Source organism: Mycobacterium sp. NGS49 (genome assembly GCF_059812565.1).
Genome location: NZ_JCALCX010000015.1, coordinates 28,757 through 54,860 on the forward strand (window position 1 = coordinate 28,757; position 26,104 = coordinate 54,860).

A 26,104-nucleotide genomic window follows, 5' to 3' on the forward strand; every position below is an offset into this window, starting at 1 on the left:
TTGACGCGGCCGGTTGTCGGTGCAGAGGTATTCGCTCTGAGCGGCTATCAGCTGTTGTCAGTGCCCCTCAATAGAATTGGGGTGTGAGTTGCAGCACGCGTGACGACTGGGCGGAGGCGTTGGACGCGCTTCGCCGGTCGGTGTCGCGGCTGTTGGAGCTGACCGCGGATACGTTGAGCGTCCCCGAGGTGATGACGACGCTGGGTGAGTTGGAGGTACAGCGCCGGCGCATCCCGGTGGCCGGACATCTTTTGATCAATCAGCTTGCGGCACAGGCCACTCCGGCGGATCTGGGCGGCACTCCAGGTCAGGCGCTGGCCGATCGGTTGCGGATCGCCAAGAGCGAGGCGGACCGCCGCATCGCCGACGCCGCCGACCTCGGGCCACGCCGCGCGCTGAGCGGAGAACCGTTGGCGCCGCTGCTGCCGGCCACGGCCGGCGCACAACGCCGCGGCCTCGTCGGGGACGGACACGTGACGTTGATCCGCAAGTTCTTCAAGAAGCTTCCCAACACCGTCGACGGGGCCACCCGGGACAAAGCCGAAGCCGACCTGGCCGGCAAAGTCGCCGCCGGATACCGGCCCGATGAATTGGCCTATTACGCAAAGCTTCTCATGAACTACCTGATGCCCGACGGCGACTTCGCCGACGAGCAGCGCGCCCGCACACGCGGCATCACCCTCGGCGCCCAACAACCCGACGGGATGTCGGAGATCCGCGGGCTGATCACCCCCGAATTCCGCGCCACCCTCGAGCCCGTGGTGGCCAAACTGGGCGCCCCGGGCATGTGCAACCCCGACGACGAGCACACCGTCACCGCGGGCAAGGCACCGGCCGACGCCGTCGACCGCGACACCCGCAACCATGCCCAACGCAGCCACGACGCCATCGCCGCCGGACTGCGGATGCTGCTGGGCTCCAAAGACTTAGGCCAACACCACGGGTTGCCGACCACCATCATCGTCACCACCACCCTGGCCGAACTCGAAGCTGGCGCCGGACGAGCGTTGACCGCCGGGGGCACCCTGCTGCCCATGTCCGACGTCATCCGGCTGGCCTCCCCGGCGCACCACTATCTAGCGGTCTTCGACAAAGACAAAACCCTGGCCCTCTACCACGGCAAACGGCTAGCGTCCCCCGAACAACGCCTGGCCCTGCTGGCCCGCGACGGTGGCTGCACCCGCCCCGGCTGCACCGTGCCCGGCTACTGGACCCAGGTGCATCACTTGGAAGGCTGGATGACCAAGCGCCGCACCCACATCGAGGAAATCACCCTGGCCTGCGGACCGGACAACAGACTGGTCGAACTCCACAAATACGCCACCCGCCGAAACACCTACGGCGTCACCGAATGGCACCCACCCAAACACCTGGACTTCGGGCGGCCCCGCACCAACTGCGTGCACCATCCCGGAAGACCACTGAAACCCGATGATGACGACGAGGACAGGTAAACGCTGCCGATCACGTCCAACAGGCGATCGGCTGCATGCTCGGCGGTGAACCGCTGCGCGTAGTGCCGGGCCGCGACGGCACCGAGCCGGACCGCTGCGGCAGGATCGGCCAGCTCGTCGAAGGTGGCTGCCAGGCCGCTGATGTCGTCCACCCCGACCGGACCGCACTGCGGCGGTTGATATTCGGGCAACCCGCCGCGGTCGGACACGATCGGCATCACGCCCAGCTGCATCGACAGGACCTGCACCCCGCTTTGCGATGCGCGCCGGTAGTGAGCCAGCGACCCCTTTGCCGCGGCCAGCGTGCTCAGCACATCGGCGTAGCGATACCTTCCCGACCGCCATTCGGTGTGGCGGGGCAGCTGATCGCCAGGCACTGACCCGTCGCCGATCAACACCAGTCGGTCACCGCGCCAACTCTTTCCGTCGACGTGCCGTTGCCAGGCCCGTAGCACCACGTCAACGTTCTTGTACGGGTTGAGCCGCCCGATCATCACGAAATCCCGGCGGTTGGGCGTCCCGACCGGTGCGGTGACCAGAGCCGGGTCCAGGTCGCTGGGGAGCGGGACGACGTGCACGGGCGTGCCGGCCACATCCCTGCGGGCGGTGACGCGGTCCGCGACGTAGCGGCTGTAGGTGACGGTGGCCGCCGAGCGGGCACCCCACCGGTCGAAGACCGCAAGCTCGTAGGCAGGCCGCCGTTCGGCCGCATCGTGGGGGCGGTCGTCGTGTACCAGCTGGAGCCGGGGGACACGGCCGGCGAGCGCGATCCATCGGGGATCGCGCACCAGCTCCGTGATCACCACATCCGGCCGGTAATCACGAAGTTTGCGCCACGCGGTGAAAGTCGGCCGCCAGCTGCCGGCGGTACGAAATCGCGGATCGAGCACCAGCTCGTAGTCGCGGGCGGTATCTGACTCCGGGTGCTGGTCGGAGGTCACCAACAGCACGTCGGCACCTACGCGGCGCAGCGCCTCCACCTGAACGCGCGCCAGCGGGCGCAGCCACGGTGAAAGCCAAAGAATCCGTGGGTGTCTCATGTCGGCGTCTGACTGACGGACGTGCCGTTGTCGACCCACCAGCGCCCGTCCAATTCCGGGTAGGCCCGGCGAACTTCGTCATAGAGATAGGGCAGCGTCAGTAAGACGCAATCAGGCTGAGCGGCGACGAGTTGTTCGGGAGAAATGATCTCGATGTCGGTGCCGGGGATCCGGCGGCCCTGCTTGTCGGGTGAGGCGTCGGCGATGGCTTTGATGAGTCGTCGGTCTATCCCCGCGGCATTGAACAAACCGGGCACACGTGATCCGGCGCAGTAGGCGTAAACCGAGAGCTGCCGGTCGGCCTGTGCCTGCAGCCACTGACGCAGCTGCGCGATGTGGAGGTCGACCGCGCGCTGCATTCTGCGGAGAACGTACGGCTTCGTTGCGCCGAAATCGCGCTCGCGCTTCAAGATGTCTTCGGCCCGCTCGTCTCGCTGCACGTGGCCATGCACGGCGGCAACCAAAATGGTCCCGCCGAGAAGCTCGAATTCCCATACGGTGGCGACGCTCATCCCCGCCGCAGCCAGCAGATTGGTCAAAGCGGTGAGGGAGTGGTAACCAAAATGGCTATGGCGCAGAAGATTCCATTGTCCCAGGCTGACCATCGCCATCAGTGACGGGATCTGGACCAGCAAGACTCCGCCGGGTGCGGTGGACTTGGCGCGGAGCTCGAGCGCATACCGCTGGTCGGCGTCATGCATCAAGCCGAATGAGTCGAGCACTACATCGGCGACGTCGGCCTGGCGGTAACCGCGGTCGGCGAACAACGGCAGCCACGTTCCACCGTGCGGGCTGCCGAACTCACGGACGGTGTGACCGCGCAGCCATCCGGCGTCTGCGAGTTTCTGCACCGCGTCGGCGGCCTGGTCTCGCATCGCTTGCGGCTCGATGCTCTGCTGCTCCTCGGCGCCGAGGAAGTCGTCCAGGTGGTCACGGCCGGCGAGTTGCGCGAGGCCGCAGCAGCCGCACAGGTCCATTGCCAGGGCGTGCATCGTCTCCTGCGGGCTGAGGGGTTCGGTGATCAGTGGGAACTGTTCGGCCGCAGGAGTATTACCCAGGTCGAGGACCCGGGTCAGCTCGGCATCACCACACCCTCGGCAACGGCTCACCCGACTGCGGCACCTTGCGCAGCCACGTTCGTCGCCCAATGCAGGCTGGGAAGCGGATAGACGATCTGCCCGCCCCAATCGGCGACATAGCTGAGCTGATCGGTGAGCTCGGTTTCCAGGTTCCAGGGCAGTACGAGCACCACGTCCGGACGGTCCTTCGCGATGAGCTCCGGGTCGTGAATCGGGATTCGGGTACCCGGAGTGAAGTGGCCGTGTTTATAGGGATTTCGGTCAACGGTGTACTCGAGCAGATCGGTACGGATCCCGCAGTAGTTGAGCAGGGTGTTGCCTTTGCCCGGCGCGCCGTAACCGACGACGCGTTTGCCTTCGGCCCGACACTGCAGCAGGAACCGCAACAGGTCGTGGCGGATCTTCTCGGTACGGTGCCGCAATTGCAGGTAGCCGTCCGGACGGTGCAGGCCCGCGGCCTCTTCGATGCGCAGGATCTTGTCGACCCGCTCGGTGGGCGGTCCGGCAACCTCTATGGGCCGGGCCCACAGCCGGATCGAACCGCCATGGGTGGCTAACAGTTCGACGTCGACCACGGCCAGGCCGGCGCTGGCGAGCGCATTCTGCGCCGAGAACACCGTGTAGTACTGGAAATGCTCGTGATAAATCGTGTCGAACTGGCCGAGGCACACCAGATTCAGCGCGTGATGCACCTCGATGCTCAGCCAGCCGTCGTCGGCGAGGAGTCCGCGCAGGGACTGCGTGAAACCCCGTAGATCCGGTATGTGGGCATAGACGTTGTTGGCCACCACCAGGTTTGCCGGACCGTGCTGGGCGCGCACCCGGCGCGCGAGCTTCTGATTGAGGAATTCCGACACCGTGGGCACGCCGCGGCTGGTGGCGGCGGCGCTGACGTTGAGTGACGGTTCGATGCCCAGGCACGGGATGTCCCGGGCGACCGCGTGCTGCAGTAGATAGCCGTCATTGCTGGCGACTTCCACCACGAACGAATCGGGGCCGAGCGCCAGGCGTTTGGTCGCCTGATCGACGAACGCCTTCGCGTGCTGCACCCAGCTGTCGGAATACGAGGAGTAGTAAGCGTATTCGGTGAACGTTTCCTCCGGCGTGATGAGTGCGGGGATCTGCAGCAGCAGGCAGTCCTCACACAGCCGCAGGTGCAGCGGGTAGGTCTGTTCGGGCAGGTCGAGTTCGGTCGCGGAGAGGATTTTCTCGCAAGGCGGAGTCGCTCCAAGATCAAGGACGCTCAGCATTCGGTTCGAGTCGCACAAGCGGCATTTCATCTGATTCTCGATTCGTCGGATCTGTCGTTGGTTCAGGTAGGCGGGTTCCTTACATCACCGCGCCGATCGCCTCGAGGTAGGCATCGGTCATCGCCGCCACGGTGTAGTGGCTCTGCATTCGTTCGAAGCCGCGCCGACCGACCTCCGGCAGAGCCTGCGGGTGGGAGAGGATTTCGGCCAACTCGTGTCGCCACGCCGCTACCGAAACCGGTTCGACGACAAAGCCGGCCTTGCCGAAGTCCAGCATCTCCGGAACCGCGCAGACGCCGGATGCGGCCACCGGGACCCCGCGTGACATGGCTTCGACAATCACCATCGGAAACGCCTCAGATCGGCTCGGCACGCACAGCAGGTCGGCCTCGGCCAGCGCCGGGCCGGGCCCGGCGGACCAGCCGCGCCACTCGACCCTGTCTCTCAAGGCCTCCGGTGTGCGGGCCTGCAGTGTCGCCCGGTCCGGACCGTCCCCGAAGATCGAGAGCCGCCAAGGCAGATCCGCCAGACCACTGAGTGCCTCGATCAACAGGTGGGGGTTCTTGTGCTCCACGATGCGCGACAGCATCACCAGGTGTGGTGCTGCACCGGCGGTGCGGACCCGTGGAGTGGGCTCGCCGGGAACGGTCACCCCGTTAGGCGCGACAAAGTACCGCCCCCCGATTCTGTGCTGCGTTGCCAGCATGTCCCAATGCCGTTGTGACAGAACGACGAAGCCATCGGCGCGACGCATCGCGGCGGTCAATGGCCGCGAATAGATCGAGCGGTCGGCCTCCGGCGGCACGTGTGGGGCAACCAGCCAGCGCCGGTCAGCTTGAGTCGCGCTTCCCGCGGCTTTCCAGAGGGTGGCGAAGCCCGTCTCGGTGTTGGTGTCACCGCTGATCAGCACCGCCGGACCGTCGGGAAGGTCGATCATCGGAGCCCACCAGGGCTGGCGCACCACGCGTACACTGTGCGGAATCTCCTTGAGCAACGGCCCGAACCGCTGCATGCACACGACGGTTACCGGATACCCACGGCGATCCAATTCCGTTGCCAGCAAAGCTTTCTGGCGCTCGGCGCCGCCGTAAACCAGGCGGTTGGTGGTGATGACGATCGAGGGTTTATCGGTGCGGCGGGCCGCAATGGCGTGTTTGCGGGCACCGCGTTTTGATCGCTGCACCCGGTCCAGAAGTGAGGTTGCCGCCAGGAAGGCGTCGGCGTGGTGCACCGAGTCCTGGCGTTCCAGCAGCAGTGCGATGTTGGAGCGCAACAAGTCACGGTTGCGGAAACGCTCCACGGTGGAGACTTCCGCACCGTGTGTCCAGACGGATTCACGGGCGGCGTTGCCGGCCGCGGGGTTGCCGTGGTCGGCGTTGAGTTCGTCGGCCAGCAGTATGCACCAGCCCGCGGCGCTGGCGCGCTCCTGCCAGTCGGTCTCCTCGCCGTACAGGAAGAACTCCTCGTCGAAGCCGCCGATCTCGTCCCAGGCCGTACGGTTGATCGCCAGGCAGATGCCGGCCATATAGCCGTCGATGCTCTGCGATTCGGCCGGCTGCTCGCGATAGAGGTGGGAGAACGGTGTCCCTCGCAACCGGTCGGAATAACCTGCCGCTGCCACGACTGACCGGATCAGAGTCCGGTGCCGGGTGGCGATGTCCCACAGCAGCGGCCCCGGCGCTCCGGGGTCTCGAATCAACGGCGACACGGCGGCGACGCCGGGTTGGCGAATCAACTGCCTGGTCCGGGTCAGCGGCCCCGTCAGCCTGGTATCGGCGTTGAGCAGCAAGAAGTCGGTGTCGTCGGGCGTGTGCTTGGCCAACGCGTTGAAGGCCGCTCCGAAGCCGAGATTCACCGGACCCAGCACCCAGTGCACGTCGGGGTGACGTGCGGCCAACTCCTCGCGGCCCGGGTAATCGTCACCACTGTTCTCGTAGACGTACACCGGTAGCTCCGGTGCGTGCTCGGCGACGCTGGCCAGGCACTGTTCCAGCAGCTCGTGACTCTTGTAGGTCACGATCAGCGCGGACAACGGGCGGTGCGGCCGCAGCGCATCCGTCGGGCGATTTGTGTGGGCGCGGTCCAAGTGGGTAGTCATGCCGTTACCTTTGTCCGGAAGAGCGAGGTCAGGGTCGACCAGTTGACGGGACCGGCCACGATGTTGACGGCCAGATACGTCGCCGCGGCGGCGCCGAGCGTGATCACCACGTGTTGGCCCGAAAGCAGCAGTGCCACCAGGGCGCTGGCCGACGTCGGGATCAGCAGGTGGAGCAGGAAGCGCACCGGTGTGCGGTATCCGCAGTGCCTGCCCAGGCGCCAGCTTGCGAACCTCAACCCGATCAGCTCCGTGCACACCAGCGAGATGCCGGCACCGACGGCTCCGAATCGGCCGTCCAGGCAGAGATTGAGCAGCACGTTGAGGGCAAGCGCGGCGACAGACAAGCGGAAGAAGAATCGCTGTTCGTGGCAGGCGAACAGGCCTTGTCCGAGGGTGCCGGTCACAAACCGCAACGAGGCGGCGATGAGCAGTAACGCCAGGGTCGGCGCTCCGCGACTGACAAAGGCTGAGTCGCCGAACAATTCGATGAGGGGACCCGCCAGCAACGTACCGACGACGGCGACCGGAAACGCCAGGAAGCTCATCAATTCGACGCTGCGACGCAAGAATGCGACATAGGCGCCGACGTCACGCGAGTACAGCCCGGTGGCAGTCGACAGCGTCGACTTCTGGAAGAAGATGGACAGCGCCTCGGTGTTGAAGGCCACGGTGTAGGCCAGCCCGTAGACGCCGACCTCGGCATGAGTGTTCAACAGCGACAGCATGACTCCGTCGGCGCGCCAGTACAGGATTCCGACCACGGCCACGCCCATCAGCGGCAGGCTCTCGCGCAGCAGGTCGATGGATTCCCGGGTGGAGAACACCGGGCGCAGCGAGACGTGCCGGCGTGCGGCGGCACCCTGAATCGTCAGTTGCACCAACGGAGGTACGAGCTGCACGACCGCGAACCAGATGATGCTCGCGTGCGTTGCCACCAGCCAGCTGACCATCCCCAACGTGCCGAGGCGACCGGCGACATCGGACACCGCCACCGCGGAGAACCGCACGGTCGACAGGAATACCGGCTCGAACCGGGTGCGCACCGTCAGCATCAGCAGTTGCCCGGACAACACCACCAGCATGACGCGCACGTCGGCGTCGCGGTAAATCAGCCAGCCGGTGACGGCGGCCAGCGCCGCCAGCGGAACGCAATACACAAGGGACAGACCGCTATTGACGCGCACCAGACGCTCCAGCGCACCTCGGCCGGAGGTGACGCGGCGCACGATCACCGTATTGATGCCCAGGTCGGTCATGGCGGTCCACATCCCGACGAAGGCGACCGCGACCATCAACTGGCCGTACCGGCCGGGACCCAGATAGCGGGCAGTCATCGACACCGACACCACCGAAGCCAGCATCCCCAGGACTCGGCAGATCAACTGGACCGAGAACGCGTGCGCGATCCGCGACGGAAGTACGTGCGGCGGGTCCGTCGAGTCCCGTGCCGGCGGCTCGATCACCGTGCCGTCCCGCATCAGTAGGCTCCGTCGCTGGCCAGTACGGCCTTGAGGGTCCTGGCGATGATCACCAGGTCGCCGGCCATCGACCAGTTGTCGACATACGAGAGATCGAGTCGGATCGAGTCCTCCCAGGACAGGTCTGATCGGCCGCTTACCTGCCAGAGGCCGGTGACGCCGGGCTTCACCAGCAGCCGCCGCATGACTTCGCCGTCGTAGTTCTCCACTTCCCGGCGCAGTGGTGGCCGTGGGCCCACGACGCTCATGTCGCGCTTGAGGACGTTGATGAACTGCGGAAGTTCGTCGATGCTGTACCGGCGCAGAATCTTGCCCACGGATGTCACGCGCGGGTCCTGATGGATCTTGAAAAGCAGTCCGCCGGCACCCTGATTGAGCGGCAGCAGGCGCTCGATCAGCTGGTCGGCGCCGTCGACCATGGTGCGAAACTTCAGCATGGTGAAGGGCTTGCCGTCCAAGCCGATGCGTTCGGCACGGTAGAAGACTGGGCCTTTGCCGGTCAATTTGATCGCTGCGGCGGCGGCAACGAGCAGCGGTGCGGTCACCAGCAACGCGGCCAGCGCGAAGCAGAAGTCGAAGGCGCGCTTCTGCAGGCGCTTGGTTCCCTCGTACTGCGGCTTCTCGACGTGTAGCAGGGGGAATCCCGCTATGGGCCGCACGGTCAGCCGGGCGCCCGCGACATCCATCACGCCCGGCGACACGACGAGGTCCACGTCCATCGTCTCCAGCTGCCACATCAGGTCGCGGATCCCGTGCACTCCGAAATGTTCGGTGCGGGTCACCGCCACGGTGTCGGCGCCGCACTTGCCGACTGCCGCGACGGCGCTGCTCTCGTCACCGAGTACCGGAATCTCCCGCCCCCGCACTTGGAGCATTTCGTCGCGCGGTGGACCGTAACCCGGAATGCACACTCCGACAACGACGTAACCCTCTTTCGGGTTGCGGATCAGTTCGTAGGCAAGGTGCGTGACTCCGGGGCGGTCGCCGATCGCCAGCACCATGGTCTGGTATTGGCCCATGGCGCGCTTGCGCCACACGTACTTGCGCCACAAATTGCGGCTGCCCACCAGACCGAGAGTGCCCACCGGAAGCGCGACCGCCAAGTAGCCGCGGGCCAGGTCGATCTTGGCCAGCAACGTGGCCATCGCGATGATGCCGAAGACCGAGAACGACGCGCTGGCCAGCCGCCGGTACTCGTCGATTCCGGCGCCGATGATCCTGGGAGACCGGGTGTGAAACACCGAGATCGAGGTGAGCCACAGCAGGGCGAACAGGCAGGAGAACAGCGTCATCACCGGGCCCGGGTAACCCGACATGTTCGGTGAGTCACCGAATCGGACGAACTGCGCGAGCATTATTGCCGCGCAAACGATCAGCGAGTCGGTGATTCGAAGCCGTGCCGAATACTGTTGTTGCCAGCGCGGAACCATGCTCGGGTGCGAAACCGGGGCGGGCAGTGCGGTGAGGCGCGAAGGGCCGGTCTTCGCGTGCAACGTGGCGGTCGCACTGGCCGTTACCTCGGTCATGCCGACATCGCTTCGGTTGGCGCGCCGGACATTTCACCGCATTCTTGGGCGGATGTGCCGACGTAGTGGATGCCGGGATAGCAGATGAGCTGGGCACGTGCGGCACGCAGTAGTGAGACGGGACCCTGCAGCAGGTAGCGCCGAGCGAGTCGGCGCGGTTCCCGGGTCAACCGGTACAGCCATTCCAGCCCCGACCGCTGCATCCAGTGCGGAGCACGGCTGGTCCGGCCGGCCAGGAAGTCGATGGCACCGCCGAAGGGCAGGAAGACGCGGGCGCCGGTGGCATGTCCGTGCTCGTCCACCCAGTGCTCCTGGCGTGGTTTGCCCAGGCTGACGATCAAGAGGTCGGTGCGCGCCGTTCGGATCGCGGAACACAAGGCTTGCGAACGTGATTCGATGTCGTCGGGGAAGGGCGCCCACATGCCGGAGATCACCAGGTCCGGATAGTGTGACCGCAGGTGTTCGGCCAGCAGTCGGTGCGTCTGTGGGCTGCCGCCGAAGAAGCCGACCCGCCGGCCGTTCGCCTCTGCCAGCGCGAGCACGGCCGGTAGCAAGTCGGCCCCGGTGACGCGCGGCCACGGTCGTGCGGTAAGCAATCTGCCGCGCCAGGCGATCGGCATGCCGTCGGCCAGCAACAGCCATTCCACCAGCCCGCCGGGCGCGGAACCGGCGACGCGGAAGTGGTGCAGGTGGTCCAGGTTCACTGAACCCAACGCCAAACCGCGACCGGAGGATGAGCGCAGGTGTGAGTCGACGATCGACAGCACGTCCTGGATCTCGCAGCGCTCGACGATGTTTCCGCTGACCACCATGCGCACGGGTGCCTGCGTGTTCTGGACCATGATCGCGCTTACCCCGTCTGCTTTCCGCTCGGGCGGACGTGGCGGACGTGGCGGTGTGACCGGCGACGGCGGTTCTCCGAAGGCGCGAAATTCGCTGCTAAGGCGTTCATCTGGATATCCCCGGACTCAGCACGGCCTTCTCCATCACGAAGCCCTCGGCGTAGCGAGTCCGGCTCTGCACGCCGCGGACCCGCATCAAACCGAGGAAGGTCTCGTCGTCGAACCAGTCCCGTCCAGCCTGCGACGGGTAGCACTCCGCCAGGAGCCGTACCTTATGGGCCGCGACGTCAGCCGTAACCGGAACGTAGACAGTGGGATTCGGCAGGTCGGACTCCCACTTGAGGATTTCGTAGCCGAGCACGAGGTGGGCCCGGAACTCGGTGGGGATCAGCTCTGCCAGCAGGCGGTGATCCTGGTGATAGTCGTTGCGCTGGGGACCCAGTACCAGATCCGGGTCGCAGCTGCGCCGGAACTCGGCGAGGTGTCCCTTGACCGAGCCCCAGTGTTCGGGAAGGTGCCCGTCGGGTAGGTCGGCCACCGTCAAGCGCACGTCGGCCTGCGGGAAGAACGCTGCGAAGGCGCTCTTCTCCTCGATCTCGCGCACGGTGCCCGCACCGGTGAAAACAAGGGCGTGAATCACGAGGCCCGGGTTGTTGCGTTCGAGCTGCATCAAGGTGGCCCCGGCGCCGATGACGATGTCGTCGCAGTGGGCGCCGAGCACTGCGACGGAGCGGACGCCGCCGACAGTCAGCGGAATCATGCGGACGCTTCCGCCAAACCGGCTGAGGCCTCCCAAACCGCCCACGGGCGGATCCCGCGGTTGTAGTCGGCGTCGAGTTCGGCGCGCTCCTTGAACGTGTCGGCCGGCTTCCAGAAGCCGTCGTGCTGGTAGCCCAGCAACCGTCCCGTGCCGGCCAGTGTCATGCAGGCGTCGCCTACCAGATCGCCGTTCTCGGGAATCAGGTCGATCACGTCCTGACGCAACACGAAGTATCCGCCGTTGACCCAGATCGGGAACTTGGCGATCGGGGCAATCTCTTTGATGTCTCCGCCAGTGCTGACGTCAACACAGTGGAACGACGACTGCGGTGGTACGACGAGCATCGACGCTGCCGCCCGGCTCGCGTGGAACCGTTCGATCATGGTGTCCAGGGGCGCATCGGTCAGCACGTCGGCGTAGTTGGCGAGGAAGTATTCGTCGTCACCCAGGTACTTGCGGACCCGGCGCAGTCGCTCGCCGATCGGCGACTCGAGGCCGGTGTCGACGAAGGTGATGGTCCAGTTCGACATGTCCGAGTCCAGCAGTTCCACCTGGCCGCCTCGCATCACGAAGTCGTTGGACTCCGTTTCGCGATAGTTGACGAAGAACTCTTTGACCAGCGACTGGCCGTAGCCGAGGCACAGGATGAACTCGGTGTGACCGTAGTGCGCGTAGTAGCGCATCACGTGCCACAGCAGCGGTCGCGGCCCAACCATCTGAAGCGGTTTGGGGATGAGATCACCGGCGGCGCTGCGCATCCGCATGCCGTAACCGCCGCAGAACAGTACGACCTTCATTTTTCCTGCCCCCTTCAGGTTGTGTAGGACTGCGGCCGAGTAGCGTGCGGTTCCCCTGCGCAAACTCTCGTCGCCGTGGTCCTCCGACCGGTGTCGGTTATCGAGACCCCTTCACCTGCCGACCTTCATTATTACATACTAATCGGATGGGATCGGCGCATAGTGTGAACTAATAGTTACCAAATGAAGCGCATGTGAAACCTAACTGCCCTAGTGGGCTGACGAATCGGACAGCTGGTCTCATGTCGCGAAGCTCGCGTACCTTGCGTCGCATCACGCGCCGTACCCGGCGGACGGGGGCTGTGCCATCACCGTGGGAACCAGCCCGTAACGTGGCCCCGCCGCCGGGCCAGGGGCCGCCGCCCCTCTCGGCATCCCGCCCAACAAACTGGGCGGCAGATTGCCCGCAGCGCCGGAAGTAGCGCCCGGCAGGGCTGAACTGATGCCGGTGAGGTGCGCGGTCGGGATCACGCTGGTCCATGCCGGCGGCACCGACAGTGATCCCAGGCTGGCCGCCTGGCCCATTGCGCCCACGGCGGCGCCGCCCGCCGCTTCTGCACCCGCGGCGGCCGCGCCGGCGGCCGCTTCAGCCGCTTCGACTGCCGCCTCGCCTACCTGGGTGGCGGCCGTCGCGGCCATGCCCTGCATCGTCTGGGCAATGCCCAACAGGCTGCTCAGCGCAAACAGAGGCATGACGGCGATGTTCATGTAGTTGGCGATCTCACCGCTGGAAGTGCCAACCGGGACCATGCCGGCGGCGGCCGGCCCGGCGGTCCCGAGCGAGGCGGGCGTCGCCATGCCCTGCAGCGTGCCCGGCACGGCGCTGACCAGTGAGGCCAGCGTCGACTGCGTCGCAGCGGCCTCGCCGGTAGCCTCGGAGACCGCGGTGGCCTGCGCCGCAGCTCCGGCCGGGTCGGTGATCTGCGGCGGCGCTTCGAACGGCGTGAGCGCCGAGGCCGACGCCGAACCGGCCGCATAGCCGTACATGGCTGCGGCGTCCTGCGCCCACATCTCGCTGTAGTGCGCCTCGGTGGCCGCGATTGCGGGCGAGTTCTGGCCGAAGAAGTTGGTCGCGACCAGTGCTGCGAGCAGCGCCCGGTTGGCGGCGATCACCGCTGGGGGGACTGTCATCGCGTACGCGGCTTCGTAGGCGCCGACTGCGGCCCTGGCCTGCCCGGCGGCCTGCTGCGCCTGCGCTGACGTCGCGCCCATCCATGCCGCGTACGGCGCGGCGGCTGCGGCGGCGGCCAGCGCTGCCGGACCGAGCCAGGGCCCGCTGGTCAGGCCGGTGATCACCGACGAGTAGGCGGACGCGGCTGCCGCCAGTTCCGCAGCGAGTTCATCCCAGGCGACGGACGCCGTGATGAGCGGCCCCGCCCCTGCGCCGGTGTACATCCGCGCGGAATTGATCTCCGGTGGTAGTGCGCCGAAATCCACTGTTCATACCCCCCTGCGTCAGCCGGCCGCAGCCGCGTTGGCCGCTTCGGTGACGGCATACGACTCGGCACTTGCCTGCATGACGTCGACGAACATCTGGTGGATAGCGGCAGCCTGCGCGTTCACTGCCTGGTAAAGCCGGCCATGAGCGGCGAACTGCACCGCCGTCAGCGTTGACACTTCGTCCGCGGCGGCCGGAGCGACAGCGGTCGTCGGTTCCGCCGACCCTGCGCTCACCGCCCCGACGGAGTAGCCGATGCCCTGCAAGGTGCTGGCTGCGGCAGCCATGGCTCCCGGCTGCGTGCTGACGAACGACATATGGCTCTCCTTACGCGGACGATCGACTGTGCAGCGGAGGTGAGGGATGCGGTCATCACACTGGGCTCGAACTGGATGTCCAGACCCGATTGCAGCCCCCCACAAACCCGCAGATCGGTATGTACCCATTCTACATACTTTTTGAACGCGTAAATAGTGAGAAACCGTCTCGGAGTATTACTTCGCCTCTGTTGCAGTCGTGTCGGGCGTGGAACGCTGCAGGTCGACGGGAACTTGATAACCTCACAGGTGGCGTCCAAGTGCCGCCTGAGACACACCCCCGGTGGACGGCTCACCGCCCGATGGACTGGCCACCCGGTGGAGGAAGGCATCGCAATGGTGAAGGTGATCGCTGTGTTCAACGCTGCTGGCCACCATTCGGCACGCCCAGAAGAGTCCCTCGGCTAGATGTCGACTGAATCGGCCGACGGACGAGCGGACAGCACGCGGCAACAAATTTTGCGGGCCGCAGCCCACCAATTCGCCCGGCGCGCCTACCACGACGTCGGGCTGGACGACATCCTCGCCGAGGCCGAGCTGACCAAGGGCGCGATGTACTTCCACTTCCGTTCCAAGCACGCCCTCGCGGTCGCCATCATCGAACAACACACCTCCGGCGGCCGGGCAGCCGTGGAAGAGCTGCTGTCGCGCCATCTCTCCGGTCTGGAAACCCTGATCGACTTCTGCTATCTGATTGCGGTGCAGGACATCTCGAAGGACGTGGCCAGGGCCGCACTGCACCTCATCGAGTCGGTGGGACGCACCGAGGGACTGCAGGCCAATCTGCTGGGTGGCTGGATCGACGCCCTGGCCAGCGTGGCCGAACGTGGGATCGCCGAAGGCGACATGGCACCACGATGGGAGCCACGCGACATCGGGCGGTTGATCGTGTCGATGTATCTGGGGTTACGGCAAACCAGTGACCTGGACGACCCGCGGAGTTTCCTGCTCGACCTGGAAAGGAATTGGGTGCTCATCCTGGCGGCTGTCCTGCAACCGGACCGGACCGACTACTTCGCGCAGTTCCTTCGGAGGCGTACTGCGCTGGCAATCAAGGCCGCCCCCGCCCAGGCGAGTGTTGGTTGACTCGCCGCGGCAGGATGGCACGCACGAGCTGAGGGATATGTCCCGGCTACTGCTAGGCTTATCCCGCTGACCAGCAAGAACAAGGCGCCGAGGTCCGGAGCCTGAACCGGATTGACATCACTGGGGAGGCATGGTCGATGGCGCGCCAGGTTCGCTCTGAGGTAACTCGGCGAAAGATACTGGACGCGGCTATCGACGTTTTCGGTGAGGTCGGCTACTCGGCTGCCGGGTGGGGCACCATCATCGAGCGAACCGGAATGACCAAGGGCGCCCTCTACCATCACTTCGATTCCAAAGAGGCTCTCGCGTCGGACATTATCGACGAAGGCGGCGAGATCATCGTCGGCGCTTTTCGCAATGTCTGTGGGTCGGCGTCGCCCGCCCTGGAGAACATGATCCATGGCACCTTCGCGGTCGCCAACGTGCTGAGCATGGACAAGACGGCGCGAGCGGCCGAGCATCTCATCGGGGCCCTGAGTGGTTTCAATGATGCGGTTGCGCGCTGCTGTTCGGCCTGGCTGGCAGAGATGGCGGCGCAGGCGCGTGAGGGCATTGCCGAGGGCGATCTGCGCGAAGACGTCGACCCGGAGTCGCTCGCCGAGTCGATCGTCGGCGCGTTGTTCGGAACCCGGTTGTTCTCCTTCGCGATGGCGCGAAGTCGTCAAAGTGAAGGCATGCTCGACCAGCTCAATGCCCAATTGAGTCAGATATGGCTGATGGTGCTCCCGGGCGTCGCGGCAGATGCATCGTTGCCCTACTTCCGGCAGTTTCTTGCCCGCGAAACCCTGCGCCACGCCCGGCCCAGCGCGCCGGCCGGTGCAGCGTCGAACGTTGCAGAGAGCACCTAGGCTGCTATGCGCTGACGGCTCTGTGCCGGCGGTCCTTGACGATTCGGGCCGGAACGCCGGCGACGTCGACGTCGTCGGGCACTGCTTTGGTCACCACTGCGCCCGCGAAGATGCCCACGCAGCTGCCCACGTCGGCGCCCAGCACCATGGCACCCGGATAGATGAAGACGTCGTCGCCGATGGTGGGGTACTCGCCCGGCCGACCTTCGCCGATCGTCACCCCTTGGTGGATACGGCAGTTGGCACCGATCTTGGCCCGGTGGTGTACGTGTACCCAGCCCACATGAGCGACGGATAGCCCGGGCCCGAATGCGTTGAGCGGGATACCGAAGCCGAGTTTCTCTCCCAGAAACTTCAGCCGTAGTCGCAGGTATGCCGCGACGAGTCGGCCGGCCGGCGTCCGGGCTGTGTTCGTCCAATACTCAGTCTTGCGCAGCATGCGCTGGAAGTACGGCGCGCGGTGCATGATCCGGTAGCGATGCCGCCAGCGCTCAAGTCCTTGAGCATGCAAGTCCGCCTCGAGGTACGACTCCAAGTCGTTGCGAGTCCTTATCACCCGAAAAACCATACTGCAAGTATCGAGAATGTCCTATAGCTAGACGGCTAGTCTAATTGAATTCAAAAAAGCCCGGTCGTCCATCGCCTTCGTCGCTAGCGCTCTTCTTCCCACAGCTGCTCGGTGAGGTCCTGGAAAGCCGCGAGAGCAAATTTGTCGTCGGCGCGCCTGACCGCCGATCTGCTCATCAACGCGCGCACCACCGAGCCGTCTTTGTGGGCCAGCTCGACCACCATGTTGGCCAGGGCGTGGACGAACGAGAGCAACGAGGATTCCGACTCCGGTGCCTGGTGGAAGATCTCGTGGAAACGAAGCGCCAGCACCTCTTCCGGATCGCAACCCACCATCTGTGCGAACGCGGTGTTGGTGAACAAAATGCTGCCATCGTCTGCGATGGCCAGGACGGGAACCGGGATGCGCTCGAGCACCACCAATGCAGGCAATTGCTTCAAGGTGGTCATCGGCGATTGGCTGGGTTGCCGATTCCGTCTTCGCTCCACTTGCCGATTATGGCCCATTGATGAGCGCAGCCTCACACCGCTAGCCACCAAAACCCGAATCCAGCTTCGTGATGTGGCCCCGTCACTTCGTTCCGCTCACTCGGCTTCGGGTTGGGATGCTCGCCTCGTTCCCGTCACTTCGTTCCGCTCACTCGGCTTCGGGTTGGGATGCTCGCCTCGTTCCCGTCACTTCGTTCCGCTCACTCGGCTTCGGGGTGCTGATACCGCGGGAACACTCCGGACGGTGTCGGCAACGCCGTGCCAGGCACCAGCCGAACCCCGACGGCGGCGAACGTCCGCTGCTCACCGGATTGCCCGAGCAGGTCCAGCATCTTGCCCGCCGAATCCGGCATGACGGGACTCACCAGCAACGCCGCGATACGAACCACCTCGCACGTCACGTAGAGCGTGGTCCGGAACCGGTCCTGGTCTGCCTCCGACTCGCCCTTGCGCAACACCCACGGTTGCTGTGCGGAGAAGTACCTGTTCGCATCGCCGAGCATCAACCAGATCGCTTCCAGTGCCAGATGCATTGCCTGCGAATCGAAATGGCCACGCACGCGATCCAGTAGTCCGTCGGCCGTCACCAGCAACTCGAGGTCCGCGTCGACGAACTTCCCGGGCTCGGGCACCACCCCGCCCAGGTTCTTGGCGACCATCGACAGCGACCGCTGCGCCAGATTTCCCAGCTCGTTGGCCAGGTCGGTATTGATCCGCGTGACGATCGACTCGTCGCTGTAACTGCCGTCTTGCCCGAAAGGGATCTCGCGCAACAGGAAGTAGCGAACCTGGTCCACCCCGAAGGTGTCGACCAGTGCCACCGGGTCGACGATGTTGCCCACCGACTTGCTCATCTTCTCGCCCCGGTTGTGCAGAAAGCCGTGCGCGAAAACCCTTCGCGGCAAATCGATTCCGGCGGACATCAGGAAGGCCGGCCAGTACACGGCGTGGAATCTGATGATGTCCTTGCCGATCATGTGCAAGTCGGCGGGCCAGTAGCGACGGAACAACTCCGAGCCGGTGTCGGGATAGCCGGCCCCGGTCAGATAGTTGGTCAGCGCATCGACCCAGACGTACATGATGTGGTCGGGTTGCTCGGGTACCTGCACGCCCCAGTCGAACGAGGTGCGAGATATCGACAGATTGTCCAGCCCGCCGGAGACGAAGCTGATCACCTCGTTGCGGCGGGTCTCCGGCGCAATGAACTCGGGATGCGCTTCGTAGTGGGCCAGCAGCTTGTCGGCATACGCCGACAGCCGGAAGAAGTAGGTCTGCTCCTCGGTCCAGGTCACCGGGGTCCCGGTCTCGACCGCGATCCGGCTGCCGTCCTCGAGCAGTCGAGTCTCCGACTCGACGAAGAACCGCTCGTCGCGCACCGAGTACCAGCCCGCGTAGTTGTCGAGGTAGATGTCGCCGGTCGCCTCCATGCGGCGCCAAATCTCTTGGGACGCCTCGTGGTGGTCGGGGTCGGTGGTCCGGATGAACCGGTCGAAGGAGATGTTGAGCTTCTCCTGCATGCGTTGAAACACATCGGAATTGCTCCGGGCCAACTCGGCGGTCGGTAAGCCCACCGCCGCGGCCGCCTGGGCGACCTTGAGGCCGTGTTCGTCGGTCCCGGTCAGGAAGCGCACGTCGAAACCGTCGAGCCGCTTGAAGCGGGCGATCGCATCGGTCGCGATGTATTCGTACGCGTGACCCATGTGTGGTGCGCCGTTGGGATAGGCGATCGCGGTCGTGACGTAGTACGGCTTCTGCTCGTCCTGGTGTTGGTTCATTGCGGCTCCACCCTAATCGGGCGGGTCCGTAGCCCGCGTGTGCATATCGTGGGCGGGTGAGCGCCATACGAAAAGCACCGCCCGCGCCGGAGCCGCTTACGCCGTTGGTCGACGCGCACACCCATCTCGACGCCTGCGGCGTCTCCGACGCGGACGGGGTTCGCGCCCTGGTCGACCGTGCCGCCGCGGTCGGGGTGACCGCCGTCGTCACCATCGCCGATGACATGCAATCGGCGCACTGGGTGACCCAGGCTGTCGAGTGGGATCCCCGGGTCTACGGGGCGGTGGCACTGCACCCGACGCGCACCAACGCGCTGACCGGGGTCGCCCGCGCCCGGATCGAAGAACTCGCGGCCCACCCCCGGGTGGTGGCGGTCGGCGAGACGGGCATGGACATGTATTGGCCCGGCCGGCTCGACGGTTGCGCCCCGCCGGACGTGCAGCGCGAGGCCTTCGCCTGGCATATCGACCTCGCCAAGCGGATCGGTAAGCCGTTGATGATCCATAACCGCGAGGCGGACCGGGAGGTGCTGGACGTCCTGCGAGCCGAGGGTGCTCCCGAGACTGTGATCTTCCACTGTTTTTCGTCGGACAGTGAGATGGCTCGCACCTGCTCTTCGGCGGGATGGTTGCTGAGCCTGTCGGGCACCGTCAGCTTCCGAAACGCCCGCCACCTGCGCGAAGCCGTTCCGCTGATTCCGCTGGGGCAGATATTGGTCGAAACTGACGCACCTTTTCTGACTCCGCACCCGTACCGGGGCGCGGCAAACGAGTCCTATTGCCTGCCTTACACCGTTCGCGCCCTCGCTGAGCTGCTGAATCGCCGGCCGGAAGAATTAGCGGAAATCACTACCAGCAATGCTCGCCGGGCCTATCGACTGGATCCGCCCCCGAAGATTTAGGCGCGGAAGAATCCCGACCTGGGCGCGCAGGAGTTGCCCTGCAATGGTCCGCCCGTTACCGTCTTGTGATCGAACGGGTGGGCCTCTGGGGCCCATTTGTCATTTCAGCTGAATATGGTCGGTGGCTCGTCTCGGAACTTTTGCTGCGTTGTTGCTGCGTAAGGCTCGTTGTAGGTCGGAACAGACATGGGATATGCAGGGATTGACATTGAATTTGCTTACTAAACTTCATCGGACCGAATCGCCTGCGTTGCGCCTTCTGGTTGGCGCCTTGTTGTTGGTGTTGGCCGGCGCCGGCGGATACGCCGTCTCGGCATCCAAGACCGTTACGTTGACCGTGGACGGCACCTCCATTCGGGTGCAGACCATGAGGTCGCGGGTGATCGACATCGTCCGAGAGAACGGGTTCGCCGTCGAGGCACGCGATGATTTGTACCCTGCCGGTGACGTCGCGGTCGGTGACGCGGCAACCATCGTGCTGCGGCGCAGCAGGCCGCTGGAGATCACGCTGGACGGCCAGAATTCCCGGCAGGTGTGGACTACGGCATCGACCGTGGACGAGGCGCTGGCGCAGCTGGCCATGACCGACACCGCCCCCGCTGCCGCGTCGCGCGCCAGTCGCGTTCCGCTGGCAGGCATGGCCCTGCCGGTCGTCAGCGCCAAGACTGTGCAGATCGACGACGGCGGAGTGGTCCGTACCGTGCACCTGCCGGCACCGAATGTCGCCGCGCTACTCAGCGCAGCCGGGGCACCGCTGCAGGACAGCGATCAGGTCTTCCCGGCGCCGACGACACCGATCAGCGAGGGCATGCAGATCCAGGTCACCCGCAACCGCATCGAACGGGTCACCGAGCGGATGCCGCTGCCGCCCCCCGCGCGCCGCATCGAGGACCCCGAGATGAACATGAGCCGCGAGGTTGTGGAAGATCCCGGCAGCCCAGGCACCCAGGACGTGATCTTCTCCGTGGCCGAGATCAACGGCGTGGAGACCGGCCGGCTCCCGATCGCGAACGTGGTGGTGACCCCACCGCGCGAAGCCGTGGTGCGGGTCGGCGCGAAACCGGGCACCGAGGTGCCGCCGGTCAGTGACGGAACCGTCTGGGACTCGCTGGCAGGCTGCGAGGCCGGTGGAAACTGGGCGATCAACACCGGAAACGGTTTCTACGGCGGCGTGCAGTTCGACCAGGGCACCTGGGAAGCCAACGGCGGGCTGCGCTATGCGCCCCGCGCCGACATGGCCACCCGCGAGGAGCAGATCGCTATCGCCGAAGTGACCCGGCAACGTCAGGGCTGGGGCGCCTGGCCGGTGTGCAGTGGACGAGTAGGTGCGCACTGACGATTCGGTTGCTGGGACGCACCGAAATCCGGCGTTTGGCCAGGGAGCTTGATTTCCGCCCGCGGAAATCGTTTGGCCAGAACTTCGTGCACGACGCCAACACGGTACGCCGGATAGTCACGGTTTCCGGAGTGGGCAAGTCCGACGTCGTCCTCGAGGTCGGGCCGGGGCTTGGATCGCTGACGCTGGCGCTGCTGGACCGCGGCGCGACCGTGGCGGCCGTTGAGATCGACCCGGTACTGGCCGACCGCCTGCCGCAGACGGTGGCCGAGCACTCCGACAGCGAAGCCCAGCGGCTGACCGTGCTGAATCGCGATGTCCTGACACTGCGCAGCGAAGACCTGGCCGTCCAGCCGACCGCGGTGGTGGCCAACCTGCCATACAACGTCGCGGTTCCCGCGCTGTTGCATCTGCTGGCCGAATTCGCCTCCATTCGTACCGTGACCGTGATGGTGCAGGCCGAGGTCGCCGAACGGCTCGCCGCCGTGCCGGGCGGCAAGGAATACGGGGTGCCCAGCGTCAAGGCGAACTTCTACGGCCGGGTGCGCCGCTGCGGGACGGTGTCGCCGACGGTGTTCTGGCCTATTCCGCGCGTCCACTCCGGGCTGGTGCGCATCGACCGCTACGAGACGTCGCCCTGGCCCACCGGCAATGCTTTCCGCACGCAGGTCTTCGAGCTGGTCGACATCGCTTTCGCGCAGCGGCGCAAGACGTCCCGCAACGCGTTCGTGGAGTGGGCCGGATCCGGCAACGAGTCCGCCAATCGGCTGCTGGCGGCCAGTATCGACCCCTCCCGTCGGGGCGAGACGCTCTCGATCGAGGACTTCGTCCGGCTGCTGCAGCGGTCCGGCGAACGGGACCTCGGTACCGGCGCACCGCCGGATTCCGCGGCTGCGTCCACCGGCTGAGGCCGGCCGGCACGGTGCCGCTGCGTGTGGTCGGTGGTCGGCAGCGATAGTCTGCTGCGGTGTCCGCATCTGACGGCAACACCGCCGAGCTATGGGTGCCCACCGGGTCTACCACCGTTCGGGTGCCGGGAAAGGTAAACCTCTACCTTGCCGTCGGTGACCGCCGCGAGGACGGCTACCACGAGCTGACGACGGTGTTCCACGCCGTGTCGCTGTTCGACGAGGTGACGGTCCGCAACGCTGATGTGCTCTCGCTGGAGCACGTCGGCGAGGGTGCCGACAAGCTGCCCACCGATGAACGCAACCTCGCCTGGCGGGCCGCTGAGCTGATGGCCGATCACGTGGGCCGCGCGCCCGACGTGTCGATCCTGATCGACAAGTCGATTCCGCTGGCCGGCGGCATGGCGGGCGGCAGCGCCGACGCGGCGGCGGTGTTGGTGGCGATGAACTCCCTGTGGGAACTCAACCTGCCGCGGCGTGACCTGCGGCTGCTGGCCGCGCAGCTGGGCAGCGACGTGCCGTTCGCGCTGCACGGCGGCACCGCGCTGGGGACCGGCCGCGGCGAGGAACTGGCTACGGTGCTGTCCCGGAACACGTTTCACTGGGTGCTGGCCTTCGCCGACAGCGGATTGCTGACCCCGGCGGTGTATGCCGAATTGGACCGGCTCCGCGACGTCGGTGATCCGCCCCGCCTCGAGGAGCCGGGGCCGGTGCTGGCCGCCCTGGCGTCCGGCGACCCCAAGCAGCTGGCGCCGCTGCTGGGCAACGAGATGCAAGCCGCCGCGGTGAGCCTGGACCCCGCGTTGCGGCGGGCCCTGCGGGCCGGGGTGGAGGCGGGCGCGCTGGCCGGCATCGTGTCCGGTTCGGGTCCGACGTGTGCGTTTCTGTGCGACTCGGCGGAGTCTGCAGTTGATGTCGGGACCCAGCTGTCCGGGGCGGGCGTATGCCGTACCGTTCGCGTCGCCACCGGACCGGTGCCAGGTGCGCGGGTGGTGCCGGCGCCCGCGACTCCCGGCGCCTGAATCCGGGGCCGCGGCCAACCCGACTGTGACATCGAACTCAAATGGCGCAAGGGTTTGGCAGTTACTTAAGAGTTGCTTAAGATAAGCCGCGGTGGCGAGTACCGGTAGCCCAGAGTCGGGTCGCACCTCTCCACTAAATCGAGACCTAAACGCTGTCCAACGTGTGCGCGCGCCTGCCTCTGAGCGTGATGTGGCGAGTGCAACATGAATGTTCGGACCTTGGGGACAGCGCTAGTACCGAGGAGGTTTGCGTGAGCAGGTTTACCGAGAAGATGTTCCGCAATGCCCGCACCGCGACGACGGGCATGGTCACCGGTGAACCCCACGAACCTGTTCGGCACACCTGGGGCGAGGTCCACGAGCGCGCCCGGCGCATCGCGGGTGGCCTTGCCGCCGCCGGTGTCGGTCTCGGCGACGCCGTCGGCGTTCTGGCGGGCTACCCGGTCGAGATCGCCCCGACAGCCCAGGGCCTCTGGATGCGCGGGGCCAGCCTGACCATGTTGCACCAGCCCACCCCGCGCACCGACCTGGCCGTGTGGGCCGAGGACACGATGACCGTCATCGGCATGATCGAGGCGAAGGCCGTCATCGTCTCTGAGCCCTTCACGGTGGCCATCCCGGTGCTGCAGGAGAAGGGCATCAAAGTCCTCACCGTCGCCGACCTGCTGGCCTCGGAGCCGATCGACCCGATCGAGGTCGGTGAGGACGACCTGGCGCTGATGCAGTTGACCTCCGGATCCACCGGATCCCCGAAAGCCGTCCAGATCACCCACCGCAACATCTACTCCAATGCCGAGGCGATGTTCATCGGCGCCGAGTACGACGTCGACAAGGACGTGATGGTCAGTTGGCTGCCCTGCTTCCACGACATGGGCATGGTCGGCTTCCTCACCATTCCGATGTACTTCGGCGCCGAGCTGGTGAAGGTCACGCCGATGGACTTCCTGCGCGACACGCTGCTGTGGGCCAAGCTCATCGACAAGTACAAGGGCACCATGACCGCGGCGCCCAACTTCGCTTACGCGCTGCTGGCCAAGCGGTTGCGCCGCAACGCCAAGCCGGGCGACTTCGACCTGTCGACGCTGCGCTTCGCCCTGTCCGGCGCTGAGCCTGTCGAGCCCGCCGACGTCGAGGACCTGCTGGACGCGGGGAAGCCGTTCGGCCTGCGGTCGTCGGCGATCCTGCCGGCCTACGGCATGGCCGAGACCACCCTGGCCGTGTCCTTCTCCAAGTGCAACTCGGGTCTGGTTGTCGATGAGGTCGACGCCGACCTGATGGCCGCGCTGCGCCGGGCCGTGCCCGCCACCAAGGGCAATACCCGCCGGCTGGCCACACTCGGGCCGCTGCTGAAGGATCTCGAGGCCCGCGTCGTCGACGAGAACGGCAACGTGATGGCGGCCCGCGGCGTCGGTGTCATCGAGCTGCGTGGCGAGTCGCTCACGCCGGGCTACATCACGATGGGTGGCTTCATCCCGGCTCAGGACGAGCATGGCTGGTATGACACCGGCGACCTCGGCTACCTGACCGACGAGGGCCACGTCGTGGTCTGCGGACGGGTCAAGGACGTCATCATCATGGCCGGCCGCAACATCTACCCGACCGACATCGAGCGGGCCGCGGGGCGCGTCGAGGGTGTCCGCCCGGGCTGTGCGGTGGCAGTGCGGCTGGACGCCGGGCATTCCCGCGAGTCGTTCGCCGTCGCCGTCGAGTCGAACGCTTTCGAGGACCCGGCCGAAGTGCGCCGCATTGAGCACCAGGTGGCACACGAGGTCGTCAAGGAGGTCGACGTACGGCCCCGCAACGTCGTCGTCCTGGGACCCGGCACCATTCCCAAGACGCCGTCGGGCAAGCTGCGTCGGTCGAATTCGGTCACCCTGGTCACCTAGCTCCTGCTCGCGACGGAGGACATGGCCGACAGCTATTGAGAACTAAGCCGGTCATGGTGAATTCTCATGGGACGTCGATCCGTCGAGTCAAGGGAGCAGCACCGATGTTGTTGGCATCGCGAGCGTTTTTGGCGCAGGTCGTCGTGGGTGTGTGTATCGGGGCCGCCACGCTTGCCGGTTGCCACGACGGCCGCAGCATGGATCCCACCGCGGCACCGACGAGTTCCGGACCGCTAGACGGGACCCGCCGCGTCTCGACGAAGTACTTCAGCTACGTCGCTAACCGGGACTTCGAGGCAACGGTCGATGCGTTGAACAAGGCGGCCGCCGACCGCGGCATGATGATCGTCGGCGAGGTGAACCAGGACGCCGAGCTGGCCGCGGACGGGCTGCAGTTGCCAGGCGCGGCCAGTTTGTTCGTCGGCAACCCGCAGCTGGGCAAGACGTTCTTCGAGGCCACCAACGCCATCGGGGTTGTGGTTCCGGTCCGGTTGCATGTCTGGGTCGACGTTCAGGGACCGGCCCACATCAGTTATCTCGATCCGGCATCGGAGTTCACCGCCATCGATCCGGCGCTCAGCGATGCCGGACAGCAGATGTCGCAAGCAATCCGTACCATCGCCGAAGGCGCCGCCGGCGGTCCGGCCACCACGACCACAGTCGAAACAAACTTGGTCACCCTCACCGCGAGCGGTGAGTTCGAGGCGACGATCGGCGCCCTGCACGATGCCGCCGACAAGCACGGCCTGGTCGTCCTCGGCGACTTGAACGAGGAGTCGAGGCTGAAGGCGATCGGCCTGCAATCGCAACACGCGCACAGTTTCTTCCTGGGTGATCCACAGCTGGGCAAGACGCTTTTCGGCACCACCCAGGCGATCGGTGCGGTGGTTCCGGTGCGCGTGCACGTATGGGTGAACGGCCGCGGCGGCCCGGCTCACATCAGCTATTTCGATCCGGCGCCGGAGTTCGCCGCGGTCGATCCGGCCCTTGCCGACTCGGGGAAGAAAATGTCCGAGACCATCCGCGCCACAGTCGATGCCGCGGCCGGCAAGCAGTAGTAGCGCTTGCACCAGTAGCGCTTGCACTAGTAGCGCGAGCACTAGTAGCGCTTGCACTAGTAGCGCGAGCAGACGCAAAATCGCACGTTTTGTTGCCTTGATCACGCGATTTTGTGTCTGCTCGCGCGGGTAGGGGCGGGCGCGCGGG

At 65.9% G+C, this 26,104-nt stretch carries 22 protein-coding genes and 1 pseudogene; 9 read left to right on the forward strand and 14 right to left on the reverse strand.

Features of this window, described 5'->3' with window-relative positions:
• The first annotated feature begins 83 nt into the window (after positions 1 to 83).
• Entirely contained in the window at positions 84 to 1,454 is a 1,371-nt protein-coding gene (locus tag AC5Y7D_RS17100) for an HNH endonuclease signature motif containing protein (RefSeq protein ID WP_499926033.1), read from the forward strand.
• Here AC5Y7D_RS17100 and AC5Y7D_RS17105 read toward each other — a convergent pair.
• The 11 genes and pseudogenes from AC5Y7D_RS17105 to AC5Y7D_RS17155 form a co-directional block, all read right to left on the reverse strand.
• Positions 1,454 to 2,494, reverse strand: a pseudogene (locus tag AC5Y7D_RS17105) (glycosyltransferase family 4 protein); the annotation flags it as partial. The gene AC5Y7D_RS17100 and the pseudogene AC5Y7D_RS17105 overlap by 1 nt on opposite strands.
• Positions 2,491 to 3,603, reverse strand: a complete 1,113-nt coding sequence (locus tag AC5Y7D_RS17110) for a transferase (RefSeq protein ID WP_499926035.1) — start codon at positions 3,601 to 3,603, stop codon at positions 2,491 to 2,493. The pseudogene AC5Y7D_RS17105 and the gene AC5Y7D_RS17110, both read right to left, overlap by 4 nt.
• Positions 3,600 to 4,853: a methyltransferase domain-containing protein gene (locus AC5Y7D_RS17115; protein WP_499926037.1), complete on the reverse strand. Its 1,254-nt coding sequence runs from the start codon at positions 4,851 to 4,853 to the stop codon at positions 3,600 to 3,602. The genes AC5Y7D_RS17110 and AC5Y7D_RS17115 overlap by 4 nt, the downstream gene beginning before the upstream one ends.
• A 49-nt stretch (positions 4,854 to 4,902) precedes the next feature.
• Positions 4,903 to 6,921 carry a glycosyltransferase gene (locus AC5Y7D_RS17120; protein ID WP_499926039.1) on the reverse strand — a complete coding sequence of 673 codons (2,019 nt, stop codon included), beginning with the start codon at positions 6,919 to 6,921 and terminating at the stop codon, positions 4,903 to 4,905.
• Positions 6,918 to 8,399, reverse strand: coding sequence for an oligosaccharide flippase family protein (locus AC5Y7D_RS17125; RefSeq protein ID WP_499926041.1), 1,482 nt, complete (start codon positions 8,397 to 8,399; stop codon positions 6,918 to 6,920). Before AC5Y7D_RS17125 ends, AC5Y7D_RS17120 begins: the two co-directional genes overlap by 4 nt.
• Positions 8,399 to 9,925, reverse strand: a complete 1,527-nt coding sequence (locus AC5Y7D_RS17130; RefSeq protein ID WP_499926043.1) for a sugar transferase — start codon at positions 9,923 to 9,925, stop codon at positions 8,399 to 8,401. The genes AC5Y7D_RS17125 and AC5Y7D_RS17130 overlap by 1 nt, the downstream gene beginning before the upstream one ends.
• Entirely contained in the window at positions 9,922 to 10,767 is an 846-nt protein-coding gene (locus tag AC5Y7D_RS17135) for a WecB/TagA/CpsF family glycosyltransferase (RefSeq protein WP_499926045.1), read from the reverse strand. Before AC5Y7D_RS17135 ends, AC5Y7D_RS17130 begins: the two co-directional genes overlap by 4 nt.
• A gap of 106 nt (positions 10,768 to 10,873) precedes the next feature.
• Positions 10,874 to 11,527 (reverse strand): PIG-L deacetylase family protein, encoded by a 654-nt coding sequence (locus tag AC5Y7D_RS17140; protein WP_499926047.1) that lies wholly within the window; start codon positions 11,525 to 11,527, stop codon positions 10,874 to 10,876.
• A complete protein-coding gene (locus AC5Y7D_RS17145) occupies positions 11,524 to 12,324 on the reverse strand; it encodes a glycosyltransferase family protein (RefSeq protein WP_499926049.1) in 801 nt (266 codons plus the stop codon). Before AC5Y7D_RS17145 ends, AC5Y7D_RS17140 begins: the two co-directional genes overlap by 4 nt.
• Positions 12,325 to 12,597: 273 nt before the next feature.
• Positions 12,598 to 13,719 (reverse strand): PPE family protein, SVP subgroup, encoded by a 1,122-nt coding sequence (locus AC5Y7D_RS17150; RefSeq protein ID WP_499926274.1) that lies wholly within the window; start codon positions 13,717 to 13,719, stop codon positions 12,598 to 12,600.
• A 60-nt stretch (positions 13,720 to 13,779) separates the two neighbouring features.
• Positions 13,780 to 14,079: a PE family protein gene (locus AC5Y7D_RS17155; protein WP_499926051.1), complete on the reverse strand. Its 300-nt coding sequence runs from the start codon at positions 14,077 to 14,079 to the stop codon at positions 13,780 to 13,782.
• Positions 14,080 to 14,487: 408 nt separating this feature from the next.
• On the opposite strand from AC5Y7D_RS17155, the gene AC5Y7D_RS17160 reads away from it, so the two are divergent.
• Both AC5Y7D_RS17160 and AC5Y7D_RS17165 read left to right on the forward strand, forming a co-directional pair.
• Entirely contained in the window at positions 14,488 to 15,165 is a 678-nt protein-coding gene (locus AC5Y7D_RS17160) for a TetR family transcriptional regulator (protein WP_499926053.1), read from the forward strand.
• 137 nt (positions 15,166 to 15,302) lie between these two features.
• Positions 15,303 to 16,013 carry a TetR family transcriptional regulator gene (locus AC5Y7D_RS17165; protein WP_499926055.1) on the forward strand — a complete coding sequence of 237 codons (711 nt, stop codon included), beginning with the start codon at positions 15,303 to 15,305 and terminating at the stop codon, positions 16,011 to 16,013.
• A gap of 4 nt (positions 16,014 to 16,017) precedes the next feature.
• On the opposite strand, the gene AC5Y7D_RS17170 is transcribed toward AC5Y7D_RS17165, so the two are convergent.
• The 3 genes from AC5Y7D_RS17170 to metG all read right to left on the reverse strand — a co-directional run bounded on the left by AC5Y7D_RS17170 (position 16,018) and on the right by metG (position 18,844).
• Entirely contained in the window at positions 16,018 to 16,569 is a 552-nt protein-coding gene (locus AC5Y7D_RS17170; RefSeq protein ID WP_499926057.1) for an LbetaH domain-containing protein, read from the reverse strand.
• A gap of 95 nt (positions 16,570 to 16,664) precedes the next feature.
• Positions 16,665 to 17,030 (reverse strand): PAS domain S-box protein, encoded by a 366-nt coding sequence (locus AC5Y7D_RS17175; RefSeq protein WP_499926059.1) that lies wholly within the window; start codon positions 17,028 to 17,030, stop codon positions 16,665 to 16,667.
• 239 nt (positions 17,031 to 17,269) lie between these two features.
• Positions 17,270 to 18,844, reverse strand: a complete 1,575-nt coding sequence (metG, locus tag AC5Y7D_RS17180; RefSeq protein ID WP_499926061.1) for a methionine--tRNA ligase — start codon at positions 18,842 to 18,844, stop codon at positions 17,270 to 17,272.
• A 56-nt stretch (positions 18,845 to 18,900) separates the two neighbouring features.
• Here metG and AC5Y7D_RS17185 point away from each other — a divergent pair, with 56 nt between their 5' ends.
• From AC5Y7D_RS17185 to AC5Y7D_RS17210, 6 genes are all read left to right on the forward strand, one after another.
• Complete coding sequence (locus AC5Y7D_RS17185) at positions 18,901 to 19,746, forward strand: TatD family hydrolase (protein ID WP_499926063.1); 846 nt, start codon at positions 18,901 to 18,903, stop codon at positions 19,744 to 19,746.
• Positions 19,747 to 19,954: 208 nt separating this feature from the next.
• Entirely contained in the window at positions 19,955 to 21,082 is a 1,128-nt protein-coding gene (locus AC5Y7D_RS17190; RefSeq protein WP_499926065.1) for a resuscitation-promoting factor, read from the forward strand.
• Positions 21,046 to 21,990 (forward strand): 16S rRNA (adenine(1518)-N(6)/adenine(1519)-N(6))-dimethyltransferase RsmA, encoded by a 945-nt coding sequence (gene rsmA / locus AC5Y7D_RS17195; RefSeq protein WP_499926276.1) that lies wholly within the window; start codon positions 21,046 to 21,048, stop codon positions 21,988 to 21,990. The genes AC5Y7D_RS17190 and rsmA overlap by 37 nt, the downstream gene beginning before the upstream one ends.
• 59 nt (positions 21,991 to 22,049) lie before the next feature.
• The gene (locus AC5Y7D_RS17200; RefSeq protein WP_499926067.1) at positions 22,050 to 23,012 is read left to right on the forward strand and encodes a 4-(cytidine 5'-diphospho)-2-C-methyl-D-erythritol kinase; all 963 of its coding nucleotides are present in this window, start codon (positions 22,050 to 22,052) and stop codon (positions 23,010 to 23,012) included.
• 251 nt (positions 23,013 to 23,263) lie between these two features.
• A complete protein-coding gene (locus AC5Y7D_RS17205) occupies positions 23,264 to 24,898 on the forward strand; it encodes a fatty acyl-AMP ligase (protein WP_499926069.1) in 1,635 nt (544 codons plus the stop codon).
• Positions 24,899 to 25,002: 104 nt separating this feature from the next.
• Positions 25,003 to 25,956: a DUF302 domain-containing protein gene (locus AC5Y7D_RS17210; protein ID WP_499926070.1), complete on the forward strand. Its 954-nt coding sequence runs from the start codon at positions 25,003 to 25,005 to the stop codon at positions 25,954 to 25,956.
• The last annotated feature ends 148 nt before the right edge of the window (positions 25,957 to 26,104 follow it).

Bases quoted from the DNA above. Each gene is read 5' to 3' on its own strand.
- AC5Y7D_RS17115 (WP_499926037.1), bottom strand. From the start codon at position 4,853: ATGAAATGCCGCTTGTGCGACTCGAACCGAATGCTGAGCGTCCTTGAT.
- AC5Y7D_RS17120 (WP_499926039.1), bottom strand. From the start codon at position 6,921: ATGACTACCCACTTGGACCGCGCCCACACAAATCGCCCGACGGATGCG.
- AC5Y7D_RS17125 (WP_499926041.1), bottom strand. From the start codon at position 8,399: ATGCGGGACGGCACGGTGATCGAGCCGCCGGCACGGGACTCGACGGAC.
- AC5Y7D_RS17130 (WP_499926043.1), bottom strand. From the start codon at position 9,925: ATGACCGAGGTAACGGCCAGTGCGACCGCCACGTTGCACGCGAAGACC.
- AC5Y7D_RS17135 (WP_499926045.1), bottom strand. From the start codon at position 10,767: ATGGTCCAGAACACGCAGGCACCCGTGCGCATGGTGGTCAGCGGAAAC.
- AC5Y7D_RS17140 (WP_499926047.1), bottom strand. From the start codon at position 11,527: ATGATTCCGCTGACTGTCGGCGGCGTCCGCTCCGTCGCAGTGCTCGGC.
- AC5Y7D_RS17145 (WP_499926049.1), bottom strand. From the start codon at position 12,324: ATGAAGGTCGTACTGTTCTGCGGCGGTTACGGCATGCGGATGCGCAGC.
- AC5Y7D_RS17150 (WP_499926274.1), bottom strand. From the start codon at position 13,719: ATGTACACCGGCGCAGGGGCGGGGCCGCTCATCACGGCGTCCGTCGCC.
- AC5Y7D_RS17155 (WP_499926051.1), bottom strand. From the start codon at position 14,079: ATGTCGTTCGTCAGCACGCAGCCGGGAGCCATGGCTGCCGCAGCCAGC.
- AC5Y7D_RS17160 (WP_499926053.1), top strand. From the start codon at position 14,488: ATGTCGACTGAATCGGCCGACGGACGAGCGGACAGCACGCGGCAACAA.
- AC5Y7D_RS17165 (WP_499926055.1), top strand. From the start codon at position 15,303: ATGGCGCGCCAGGTTCGCTCTGAGGTAACTCGGCGAAAGATACTGGAC.
- AC5Y7D_RS17175 (WP_499926059.1), bottom strand. From the start codon at position 17,030: ATGACCACCTTGAAGCAATTGCCTGCATTGGTGGTGCTCGAGCGCATC.
- metG (WP_499926061.1), bottom strand. From the start codon at position 18,844: ATGAACCAACACCAGGACGAGCAGAAGCCGTACTACGTCACGACCGCG.
- AC5Y7D_RS17210 (WP_499926070.1), top strand. From the start codon at position 25,003: ATGTTGTTGGCATCGCGAGCGTTTTTGGCGCAGGTCGTCGTGGGTGTG.